At 56.3% G+C, this 11,050-nt stretch carries 10 protein-coding genes; 5 read left to right on the top strand and 5 right to left on the bottom strand.

The window, feature by feature from the left end:
• Nucleotides 1-603, top strand: a 603-nt coding sequence (locus NNN71_RS20850) for a MipA/OmpV family protein (protein WP_271459252.1), incomplete at its 5' end; no start/stop codon positions are given.
• Nucleotides 604-679: 76 nt separating this feature from the next.
• On the opposite strand, the gene gorA is transcribed toward NNN71_RS20850, so the two are convergent.
• Entirely contained in the window at nucleotides 680-2,032 is a 1,353-nt protein-coding gene (gene gorA, locus NNN71_RS20845) for a glutathione-disulfide reductase (RefSeq protein ID WP_271459251.1), read from the bottom strand.
• A 105-nt stretch (nucleotides 2,033-2,137) separates the two neighbouring features.
• Nucleotides 2,138-2,980, bottom strand: coding sequence for a 23S rRNA (adenine(2030)-N(6))-methyltransferase RlmJ (locus tag NNN71_RS20840; protein WP_064541271.1), 843 nt, complete (start codon nucleotides 2,978-2,980; stop codon nucleotides 2,138-2,140).
• A 193-nt stretch (nucleotides 2,981-3,173) separates the two neighbouring features.
• Here NNN71_RS20840 and prlC point away from each other — a divergent pair, with 193 nt between their 5' ends.
• Complete coding sequence (gene prlC, locus NNN71_RS20835) at nucleotides 3,174-5,216, top strand: oligopeptidase A (protein ID WP_223803733.1); 2,043 nt, start codon at nucleotides 3,174-3,176, stop codon at nucleotides 5,214-5,216.
• A gap of 8 nt (nucleotides 5,217-5,224) precedes the next feature.
• Nucleotides 5,225-5,977, top strand: coding sequence for a 16S rRNA (guanine(1516)-N(2))-methyltransferase RsmJ (gene rsmJ / locus NNN71_RS20830; protein ID WP_064541283.1), 753 nt, complete (start codon nucleotides 5,225-5,227; stop codon nucleotides 5,975-5,977).
• Between the two features lie 64 nt (nucleotides 5,978-6,041).
• Here the strand turns inward: rsmJ and uspA are convergent, their stop codons facing one another.
• A complete protein-coding gene (uspA, locus tag NNN71_RS20825; RefSeq protein ID WP_064541286.1) occupies nucleotides 6,042-6,479 on the bottom strand; it encodes a universal stress protein UspA in 438 nt (145 codons plus the stop codon).
• Nucleotides 6,480-6,857: 378 nt separating this feature from the next.
• Between uspA and uspB the strand changes: the two genes are divergently transcribed.
• A complete protein-coding gene (gene uspB / locus NNN71_RS20820) occupies nucleotides 6,858-7,193 on the top strand; it encodes a universal stress protein UspB (RefSeq protein WP_064541289.1) in 336 nt (111 codons plus the stop codon).
• Nucleotides 7,194-7,246: 53 nt separating this feature from the next.
• Here uspB and pitA read toward each other — a convergent pair whose 3' ends face one another.
• Nucleotides 7,247-8,734, bottom strand: a complete 1,488-nt coding sequence (gene pitA, locus NNN71_RS20815; protein ID WP_163446808.1) for an inorganic phosphate transporter PitA — start codon at nucleotides 8,732-8,734, stop codon at nucleotides 7,247-7,249.
• 230 nt (nucleotides 8,735-8,964) lie between these two features.
• Here pitA and NNN71_RS20810 point away from each other — a divergent pair, with 230 nt between their 5' ends.
• Entirely contained in the window at nucleotides 8,965-10,155 is a 1,191-nt protein-coding gene (locus NNN71_RS20810) for an NAD(P)/FAD-dependent oxidoreductase (protein ID WP_223803734.1), read from the top strand.
• A gap of 5 nt (nucleotides 10,156-10,160) precedes the next feature.
• On the opposite strand, the gene NNN71_RS20805 is transcribed toward NNN71_RS20810, so the two are convergent.
• On the bottom strand, nucleotides 10,161-11,024 hold the full coding sequence (locus tag NNN71_RS20805) for a LysR family transcriptional regulator (RefSeq protein WP_271459253.1): 864 nt from the start codon (nucleotides 11,022-11,024) through the stop codon (nucleotides 10,161-10,163).
• Nucleotides 11,025-11,050 lie beyond the last annotated feature (26 nt).

The raw sequence follows: 11,050 nt of genomic DNA, 5'->3' as shown, positions 1-11,050 counted from the left end.
GTACCCATTATAAATTACGAAGGCAATTCTTTTTATATTCGCCAGACCACATTGGGCTACGCGTTGTTTAAAAACAAACGTGACGAAGTTAGCCTGACGGCATCATGGCTGCCGCTGACGTTTGACCCGTCGGATAACGACGATCGCGCCATGAAGCAGTTGGACAAGCGTAACAGTACTGCGATGGCCGGTGCGGCATGGTATCACCATGAGAAGTGGGGGAGCCTGAAGCTATCCGCGGCAGCGGATGTGCTGGATAACAGCAACGGTTGGGTGGGTGAACTGTCCTGGTTCCGCGTGTTGCCGTTAGGGGCTCTGTCTATTACGCCTGCCGTGGGCGTCTATTACTATGATGACAGCTTTAACAGTTACTACTATGGCGTGTCGGGGGCTGAGTCCCGCCGTAGCGGTTTGGCGGCGCGATCGCCCGGGGATAGCTGGATGCCGTACTTGGGGCTGACGTTGAAATACCCGCTGACCCGCAACCTGATGCTGTTGGCCAACGCCAGTTATAGCGTACTGCCGGATGAAATTAAAAACAGCCCGATGGTCGACAGGGATGACAGCTTTACGCTGCTGACCGGGGTAAGCTGGCGGTTCTGATTATCGGCGCTTCCCGATGACGCGTCATAAAAAAAGCCAGACTTTCGTCTGGCTTTTGTCGTTCGGGCCACGCGCCTTAGCGCATGGTGACAAACTCTTCCGCGGCAGTAGGGTGAATCGCCACGGTATTGTCGAAGTCTTTCTTGGTCGCGCCCATTTTCAGCGCCACGGCAAAGCCTTGCAGAATTTCATCCATGCCGAAGCCGATGCCGTGAATACCGACAATTTTCTCTTCCGGGCCAACGCAGACCAGCTTCATACGGCATGGCTGACGGTGAGAGGTGACGGCGGTGTACATGGCGGTGAAGGAGGATTTATAGACCTTCACAGCATCATCGCCGTACTGCTCACGTGCCTGCGGCTCGGTTAAGCCAACGGTACCGATCGGCGGATGGCTGAAGACCACGGTCGGGATGTTGCTGTAGTCCAGATGCTCGTCTGGCTTGTTGTTAAACAGACGCTCAGACAGACGACGGCCAGCGGCGACCGCGACCGGCGTCAGCTCAACGGCGCCGGTGTTATCACCTACGGCATAAATGCCCGGCACGTTGGTATTCTGGAATTTATCAACGACGATATAGCCTTTATCGTTGGTTTCCACGCCGGTTACCGCGAGGTTGAAGTTATCGGTTGCCGGTTCGCGGCCAATCGCCCAAATCAGGCAATCGACGGTCTGGCTGCGGCCGTCTTCCAGCTCCAGCGTCAGGCTGCCGTCGGCATTCTTGACCACCGCTTTTGGAATGGCGTTGGTGTGCAACTGCGGGCCTTCGGCGTTCATCACCTCAACCAGCGTCTCGACGATTAACGGGTCGAAACTGCGCAGCGGCGCGTGTTTACGCACGAACAGGTGAGTTTCTGCGCCCAGGCCGTTAATGACGCCCGCCAGCTCAACGGCGATATAGCCTGCGCCCACCACGGCCACGCGCTTCGGCAGCGCCGGAAGTTCGAAGAAACCGTCGGAGTCGATACCGTATTCCACGCCCGGAATGTTCGGATGGCTTGGGCGGCCGCCGGTGGCGATCAGGATATGATCGGCAGTGATCGTCTCGCCGTTCACTTCGATGGTTTTGGCATCGACGAAGCGCGCAAAGCCTTTGAGCACATCAACTTTATTCTTACCCAGCACGTTGTCGTAAGAGGTATGGATACGGTCAATGTACGCGGTGCGGCTGGCAACCAGTTTGTCCCAATCAAAGTTATTGATGGTGGTGTCGAAACCGTAGTCCGGGCCATACATATGAATCGCTTCGCGAATCTGCGCGGCATGCCACATCACTTTTTTCGGCACGCAGCCGACGTTAACGCAGGTACCGCCCAGATCTTTGGCTTCAATCAGCGCGCACTTCTGGCCGTACATGGCCGCACGGTTGATTGAGGCGATACCGCCGCTGCCGCCGCCAATGGCGATGTAGTCGTAATGTTTGGTCATGGCCGCTCCTCAAACGTTCAATGTTGAGCGGGTGAGCCTCATGCTCCCCGCCAAAATACTCGCGATTGTATACCTGAAACTGATAGGTTCCACCGATGCCTGCGATTACTCCGGCACGATCCAGTTCACCAGCGTATGACCGATGCCTGTTGGAACCAGCTTGCTGTGCAGCCACGGCAGCACGTTGTTCATTTGTGCTTCCAGCTTCCACGGCGGGTTGATGACGATCATACCGGAGGCGGTCATGCCGCGCTGGTCGCTGTCCGGACGAACCGCCAGCTCAATTTGCAGAATTTTGCGAATGCCGGTCGCTTCGAGGTCGTGGATCATGCGTTTAATTTGCTGACGCAGCACCACCGGGTACCACAGCGCATAGGTGCCGGTAGCAAAACGCTTGTAGCCTTCGCTGATGCCGCTCACTACTGCCTGATAGTCGGTTTTAATTTCGTACGGCGGGTCGATCAGAATCAAGCCGCGGCGGGAGGCTGGCGGCAGCTTCGCCTTGAGCTGCTGGTAGCCGTCGGCGCGTTCTACGCGGGCGCGGTTATCTTTCTGGAATTCAGAACGCAGCAGCGGGAAGTCGCTCGGGTGCAGCTCGGTCATTTGCAGGCTGTCCTGCTCACGCAGCAGCTGGCGGGCAATCAGCGGAGAACCAGGGTAGTAACGCAGTTGGCCGCTGCGGTTGAAGTGCTCAACCACCGAAATATACGGCACCAGCTCTTCAGGCAGATCGTCCTGTTGCCAGATGCGGGCGATGCCTTCCAGGTATTCCCCGGTCTTTTCGGCATGCTCGCCGCTCAGCTGATAGCGGCCTGCGCCAGCGTGGGTGTCCAGATAGAGAAACGGCTTCTCTTTCTCTTTCAGTGATTCAATGATCAGACTCTGAACGGTGTGTTTGAGGACGTCGGCGTGGTTGCCTGCGTGAAAGCTGTGGCGATAACTGAGCATGGATGCGGATATTCCGGGAATTAAACAAGATAACCGATAGTTTACCGCAGATCCGCCGAGATTACCGCTATCACCCGTTAAGAGGATAACCTCCGGCGCTATCATTGAAATTCCCCCAACTATCCCCCATTCTAGATCTATCGCTAAAGCGCCGTTGAGCGCTTCATTTCTTTCTTAGACCAGGACAGCGCATATGACCAATCCATTACTGACCCCTTTCGAACTACCGCCGTTTTCCCGGATTCAGCCCGAACATGTTGTCCCTGCTGTAACTAAAGCACTGAACGACTGTCGCGAGAATGTGGAGCGTGTAGTCGCACAGGGCGCGCCATATAGCTGGGAAAACCTCTGCCAGCCGCTGGCGGAAGTGGACGATGTTCTGGGGCGTATTTTCTCGCCAATTAGCCACTTAAACTCGGTCAAAAACAGCCCGGAACTACGTGAGGCCTACGAGCAGACGCTGCCGCTGCTGTCGGAATACAGCACCTGGGTTGGCCAGCATGAGGGGCTGTACAAGGCTTACCGCGACCTGCGCGACGGCGACAACTACGCCACCCTGAGCGTGGCGCAGAAAAAAGCGGTCGATAACGCGCTGCGTGATTTCGAGCTGTCCGGTATCGGCCTGCCGAAAGAGAAACAGCAGCGCTACGGCGAAATCGCCACTCGTCTGTCCGAGCTGGGCAACCAGTACAGCAACAACGTGCTCGACGCCACCATGGGCTGGAGCAAGCTGGTGACGGACGAAAGCGAGCTGGCCGGGATGCCGGAAAGCGCGTTGGCGGCAGCGAAGGCCCAGGCCGAAGCTAAAGAGCAGGAAGGGTACCTGCTGACCCTGGATATCCCGAGCTACCTGCCGGTCATGACCTACTGCGACAACCAGGCTCTGCGTGAAGAGCTGTATCGCGCCTACTCCACTCGCGCCTCAGACCAGGGGCCAAACGCGGGTAAGTGGGACAACACCCCGGTGATGGAAGAGATTCTTGCGCTGCGTCACGAGCTGGCACAGCTGCTGGGCTTCGAAAGCTACGCCTTTAAATCACTCGCCACCAAAATGGCGGAAAACCCGCAGCAGGTGCTCGACTTCCTGACCGATCTGGCGAAACGCGCCCGTCCGCAGGGGGAAAAAGAGCTGGCCCAGCTGCGTGCTTTCGCCAAAGCCGAATTTGGCGTTGATGAGCTGCAGCCGTGGGATATCGCTTACTACAGCGAGAAACAGAAACAGCATCTGTACAGTATCAGCGACGAACAGCTGCGCCCGTACTTCCCTGAAAACAAAGCCGTTAATGGCCTGTTTGAAGTAGTAAAACGTATTTACGGGATTACCGCCAAAGAGCGTACCGACGTTGACGTCTGGAACCCGGAAGTACGCTTCTTCGAGCTGTACGATGAAAATAACGAACTGCGCGGCAGCTTCTACCTTGACCTGTACGCCCGCGAGCACAAACGCGGCGGGGCGTGGATGGACGACTGCGTCGGCCAGATGCGTAAAACCGACGGCACGCTGCAAAAACCGGTCGCCTATCTGACCTGTAACTTTAACCGTCCGGTGAACGGCAAACCGGCGCTGTTCACCCACGACGAAGTGATCACCCTGTTCCACGAATTTGGTCATGGCCTGCATCACATGCTGACCCGCATCGAAACGGCCGGTGTTTCCGGCATCAGCGGGGTGCCATGGGATGCGGTCGAGCTGCCGAGCCAGTTTATGGAAAACTGGTGCTGGGAGCCGGAAGCACTGGCGTTTATCTCCGGCCACTATGAAACAGGCGAACCGCTGCCGAAGGAACTGCTGGATAAAATGCTGGCGGCGAAAAACTATCAGGCCGCGCTGTTTATCCTGCGCCAGCTGGAGTTCGGCCTGTTCGACTTCCGCCTGCACGCGCAGTACAACCCGGAGCAGGGGGCGAAAGTCCTCGAGACGCTGGCGGAAATTAAGAAACAGGTCGCCGTGGTGCCGGGCCCAACCTGGGGCCGCTTCCCGCACGCCTTCAGCCACATCTTTGCCGGCGGTTATGCAGCGGGTTACTACAGCTATCTGTGGGCCGACGTGCTGGCCGCGGATGCGTTCTCTCGCTTTGAAGAAGAAGGCATCTTCAACCGTGAAACCGGTCAGTCGTTCCTCGATAACATCCTGACCCGTGGCGGTTCCGAAGAGCCAATGGCGCTGTTCAAACGCTTCCGTGGCCGTGAACCGCAGCTCGATGCCATGCTGGCGCATTACGGCATCAAGGGCTGATTGTTCGCGTGAAAATTTGTTTATTGGATGAAACGGGCGCCGGAGACGGCGCCTTATCTGTTCTTGCCGCCCGCTGGGGGCTTGAGCACGATGACGACAACCTGATGGCGCTGGTGATGACGCCGGAACATCTGGAGCTGCGTAAACGCGACGAGCCGAAGCTTGGCGGTATTTTTGTCGATTTTGTCGGCGGGGCGATGGCGCACCGGCGCAAGTTTGGTGGCGGTCGCGGCGAAGCGGTGGCGAAAGCCGTCGGCATCAAAGGCGATTACCTGCCGGACGTGGTTGATGCCACCGCCGGGCTGGGGCGCGATGCGTTTGTACTGGCCTCCGTCGGCTGCCGCGTGCGGATGCTGGAGCGTAATCCGGTGGTTGCCGCGCTGCTCGACGACGGCCTGGCGCGTGGCTATGCCGATGCGGAAATTGGCCCGTGGTTGCAGGAACGTTTACAACTGATTCACGCCTCGAGTCTGACCGCGTTAACCGATATTACGCCGCGCCCGCAGGTGGTGTATCTCGACCCGATGTTCCCGCATAAGCAGAAAAGCGCGCTGGTGAAAAAAGAGATGCGCGTGTTTCAGTCGCTGGTGGGGCCGGATCTCGATGCGGATGGCCTGCTTGAACCCGCGCGCCGGTTAGCCACCAAACGCGTGGTGGTGAAGCGCCCGGACTACGCGCCGCCGCTGGCGGACGTGGCAACGCCGAACGCGGTGGTGACCAAAGGACATCGCTTTGATATTTATGCCGGAACGGCGGAGTAATTTCGGGTTAATAGAAATAAAAACGCCTGCTTGCGCAGGCGTTTCACGATGCTCAACGCGAGAGTTATTCTTCTTCGTCGTCGCGCAGCGGAACAATCAGCATATCGACGTGGACTGTGTTGATAAGCTGGCGTGCAGATGACATCAGCTTGCTCCAGAAGTCCTGATGATGGCCACAAACCACCAGGTCCATATCGTATTTCTTAATCGCATCAACCAGCACCTGGCCCAAGTCGCCGCTACCGCTCAGGGTTTCGGTGATCGGGTAGCCCGCGTTCGTGGACAGTTCAGTCAGTGCGTGATGGGTTTCTTCGGAAATGCGCTTCTGCATATCGCCAAGATTAACGTCGATAAGCCCGGTGTAGAGATCGGAATAGTTTACGTCGACGTGAATCAGCGAAACTTTTGCATTGTAGGGGCGAGCCATTGATACCGCTTTTTCCACCAGAACTTTGCTCTCTGGGGAAAGGTCGACCGCGATCAAAATGTGTTTGTAAGCCATGGTGTTACTCCTTCCATAAAGTTGTCGATGACTGTTGGACCAGACAGCCCATGCGCTGTCCCTTGCCCGCGTCCTGCGTGCGACTTGCGCGGGGTTTGCCCTTAAAGACCTAATTGTAGAAGATATTTCTACCTTATAGCGGCCTTGGGGCGCCGTCAATGCATCCGGTTCGCCAATTAGTTAAACAAATTTTTCCATCTTACGTATTGATAACGATTAACCTTGTGGTAAAAAATTTAACTGATCTCCTACACTATTTAATGAGCCGTTCGGATAAATAAACGTGATCTGAATCGCACTCTTTTACTGAGGTGTTGGTGGGTTATTGGGGAGCGAGATGTCCTGGGGTCTCCGAGGACTGGTCGCCGGGGAGGAGTTATGATCAGCACGATTGCGCTGTTTTGGGCCCTGTGTGTCGTTTGTGTGGTAAATATGGCACGCTACTTCTCATCGTTGCGTGCATTATTGGTTGTACTACGTGGTTGCGATCCCTTGCTTTATCAGTATGTGGACGGCGGTGGTTTCTTTACCTCGCACGGTCAGCCGGGCAAACAAATACGCCTGGTCTGGTATATCTACGGGCAGCGGTATCGCGATCATCATGATGATGAGTTTATTCGCCGCTGTGACCGGGTTCGTCGTCAGTTTATTTTGACCAGTTCCCTGTGTGGCCTGGTGGTGATTAGCTTAATCGCCCTGATGATTTGGCACTGAGTAAAAAAAACGGGCCAGTTTCCTGACCCGTTTTCTGTTTGTGCCAAACGCGCTTAGATAAGCTTCAGAGACAGCCAGTACAGCACGCCGGACAGCAGGATCGACGCTGGCAGCGTGAAGACCCAGGCCATCAGGATATTGGTCACGGTTTTTCGTTGCAGACCGCCACCGTCAACGACCATGGTCCCCGCAACGGAAGACGACAGGACGTGGGTGGTGGATACCGGCATCCCTGTATAGCTTGCCAGACCGATGGAGACCGCAGAGGTCATCTGCGCTGCCATCCCCTGGGCGTAGGTCATGCCCTTCTTACCGATTTTCTCACCGATGGTGGTCGCCACGCGACGCCAGCCGATCATTGTACCGATACCCAGAGCCAGCGCGACGGCCATGATAATCCAGACTGGCGCGTACTCGATGGTGCTCAGCATGTCGGTTTTCAGTTTCTTCAACAGACGTTGGTCATCGCCGCTGACTTCCGGCATCTTCGCCACTTTATCGGTGGTATCAGAGATGCAGAGCATGATACGACGCAGCTGGCCACGCTGTTCTACGGAGAGGCTGTCATAGCTCTCAACGTTGGTCAGCATCGCTTTAGCGCGATCAAGCGCGTTGATGGTGTTCGCCGGATGGCAGTGAAACTCAACGGCAGCCTCGGCTTCCGGGGTCAGCTTTTCAGCGTTGCTTGCCACTTTCAGCAGCAAATCTGGGCGCTGCTGGAAGAAGGTTTCAACGTTGTTGACCGCATCGCGGGTACGGGTGATTTCGTAGCCGGAAGCGTTCATATTGACTACGAAACCTGCCGGAGCGACGCCAATCAGGACCAGCATGACCAGACCAATGCCTTTCTGACCGTCGTTGGCGCCGTGGGAGAACGCCACGCCAATGGCGGAGAGAATCAGAGCGATACGCGTCCAGAACGGCGGCTTTTTCTTACCGTCTTTCTTTTCACGTTCAGCAGGGGTCAGGTGGATACGGGCGCGTTTTTTAGTACCGCTCCAGTAACGGCGCAGCAGGAAAATCAGACCACCCGCAACAACCAGACCCACGATAGGCGAGATAATCAACGAACCGAAAATGTTAATCACTTTCGGGATGTTGAGCGCCTCAACCACTGAAGTGCCGGTCATCAGCGCATTGGTTAAACCAATACCGATGATCGCGCCGATCAGCGTGTGGGAGCTGGAAGCAGGCAGACCGAAATACCAGGTGCCAAGGTTCCAGATGATGGCCGCCAGCAGCATGGAAAAGACCATGGCGAGGCCGTGCGCGGAGCCCATATTGAGCAGAAGATCCGTCGGCAGCATATGCACAATCGCATAGGCTACGCTCAGACCGCCCAACAGAACGCCGAGGAAGTTAAAGATTGCGGCCATCGCAACAGCAAGCTGTGAGCGCATGGCACGGGTATAAATTACGGTGGCAACAGCGTTTGCCGTATCGTGGAAGCCGTTAATCGCTTCGTAGAACAGAACAAACACCAGCGCCAGAACTAACAACAGCCCGGTATGTAAATCCAGGCCAGCAAACAAATGTAACATAGGACGTTACGCCATTTTGAGGACATGAACGCGCGGCATTATCAGGGACATTGGCGGCGCGGGCAAAGTGAAATCTCGACTTTTTTTGATATTTATCCGTATTCGTTAAATGGTTGAAAATAAATATTTCCCTTGTATCAATCAGATAAGTCGGCTTTGTCGAGATTTCACTGGTATGACATCCATGAAAAATTTACACTTCCCGACAATACCTATGTTGAGGATAGTGCGTGGAAAGGTTTGATGCCATTGTAGTGGGTGCCGGAGCGGCAGGAATGTTTTGTGCAGCCATGGCCGGGCAGGCAGGCCGCCGCGTGTTGCTGTTGGATAACGGTAAAAAACCGGGGCGTAAAATCCTGATGTCTGGCGGTGGCCGTTGTAATTTTACTAACCTTTATGTCGAACCCGCGGCCTATCTCAGCCAAAACCCGCATTTTTGTAAATCTGCCCTCGCGCGTTATACCCAGTGGGACTTTATCGACATGGTCGGCAAGCACGGCATTGCCTGGCATGAAAAGACCCTCGGTCAACTCTTCTGCGATGATTCTGCCGAGCAAATTGTCGCGATGCTGGTGGCGGAATGCGAGAAGGGCAATGTCACGATGCGTCTGCGCAGCGAAATCCTCAACGTCGCTCGTGACGAGCAGGGCTACACCTTACAGCTCAACGGCGATACCGTGGCCGCCGATAAACTGGTGATTGCCAGCGGCGGCCTGTCGATGCCGGGGCTGGGCGCTTCGCCGTTCGGCTATAAAATTGCCGAACAGTTCGGCCTGAAGGTGCTTCCGACTCGCGCCGGGCTGGTGCCGTTCACCCTGCATAAGCCGATGCTGGAGCAGTTTCAGGTATTGTCCGGCGTCTCCGTCCCGTCGGTGATTACCGCTGAAGACGGCACGGTGTTCCGCGAAAGTCTGCTTTTCACCCACCGCGGCCTGTCTGGCCCGGCAGTGCTGCAAATTTCGAGCTATTGGCAGGCTGGCGAATTCGTCACCATCAATCTGCTGCCCGACATCGATCTCGCGGACTTCCTTGATGCGCAGCGCGCCGAGCATCCGAACCAGAGCCTGAAAAATACGCTGGCGATGCAGTTGCCGAAGCGTCTGGTGGAGTGTCTGCAACAGTTGGGCCAGGTTCCCGACGTGACCCTTAAGCAGCTTAACGTGCGCGAGCAACAGACGCTGGTTGAGACGCTGACAAACTGGCGCGTTCAGCCGAACGGCACCGAAGGCTACCGTACGGCGGAAGTGACCCTCGGCGGTGTGGATACCAACGAACTCTCTTCGCGCACCATGGAAGCGAAGAAAGCGCCAGGGCTCTACTTTATCGGTGAAGTGATGGATGTTACCGGCTGGTTGGGCGGCTATAACTTCCAGTGGGCGTGGTCGAGCGCCTGGGCTTGTGCGCAGGCGCTGGCGGAGTAAACGTATTAATGCTGCTGGCTAAACAGCTTCAGCAGCATCTCCACCTGTTCGTCGAGCGGGGCTAAATCTCGTTTGACGATCAGATGCAGCGGCGTTGCGCGGCGTACGCCATGATTTAGCGGCAGCGGCTTTAATATTCCCTGTGCCAGTTCCTCCTGGATTCTCTCCTCCGGCAACCAGCCATATCCCACCTGATACAATACGGCATCAATGGCGGCATCAATCGTTGAGAAGGTCCACGCATCGTGCGTCTCCTGGCGGCTGCTATCGCTGTCGGCAATGCGGATCAGCGGCCAGGGGCGCAACTGTTCGTCGCTAAGCGGGCCTGCCTGCTGAAATAGAGGATGATCCCGATGCGCGACGGCGACAAAATCGATATTCATCAACCATTCCCCGCGGCCGGTAATATCCTGACGGCGCGTCAGCACCATCACGTCCGCCTCCGCTTGCACGTTATCGGCGTCGTTGGCGTTCTCCAGCACCTCGGTTAGCCGCACCTGCGTTTGTGGGTAGCGCTGCTGAAACTGGCGCAGAATGGCGAACAGTCTCTGACGCGGGAAAATGCTGTCGACCACCAAATCCAGCCGCGTGCGCGTGCCTTCACGTAACGTGGCGGCACGAGTTTCTACCCAGGCAAAGGCTTTGAGCAGCGGCTTCACCTGGCCCAGCAATAGCTCGCCCGCCGGAGTCAGCACCGCGCGGCGACCTTCGGGGACCAGCAAGGCCACGCCCAGCCGCTCCTGCAGCAGCGACAGGTTATAGCTGACCGACGACTGGCTGCGGTGCGTCTCCTCCGCGGCTTTCGCAAAACTGCCCAGTTCGACTACCTTTTCCAGTAGCGCCCACTGTTCAAGGGTGGTTTTGTGCATGATTGATTTAAAAATTAGATGAATTT

The organism is Kluyvera sp. Awk 3, from assembly GCF_028069715.1.
Classification (GTDB): Bacteria; Pseudomonadota; Gammaproteobacteria; order Enterobacterales; family Enterobacteriaceae; genus Kluyvera; species Kluyvera georgiana_A.
This window is presented reverse-complemented; position numbering and strand designations above follow the sequence as displayed.

Bases quoted from the DNA above. Each gene is read 5' to 3' on its own strand.
- uspA (WP_064541286.1), bottom strand. From the start codon at position 6,479: ATGGCTTACAAACACATTTTGATCGCGGTCGACCTTTCCCCAGAGAGC.
- NNN71_RS20805 (WP_271459253.1), bottom strand. From the start codon at position 11,024: ATGCACAAAACCACCCTTGAACAGTGGGCGCTACTGGAAAAGGTAGTC.
- uspB (WP_064541289.1), top strand. From the start codon at position 6,858: ATGATCAGCACGATTGCGCTGTTTTGGGCCCTGTGTGTCGTTTGTGTG.
- prlC (WP_223803733.1), top strand. From the start codon at position 3,174: ATGACCAATCCATTACTGACCCCTTTCGAACTACCGCCGTTTTCCCGG.
- gorA (WP_271459251.1), bottom strand. From the start codon at position 2,032: ATGACCAAACATTACGACTACATCGCCATTGGCGGCGGCAGCGGCGGT.
- pitA (WP_163446808.1), bottom strand. From the start codon at position 8,734: ATGTTACATTTGTTTGCTGGCCTGGATTTACATACCGGGCTGTTGTTA.
- NNN71_RS20840 (WP_064541271.1), bottom strand. From the start codon at position 2,980: ATGCTCAGTTATCGCCACAGCTTTCACGCAGGCAACCACGCCGACGTC.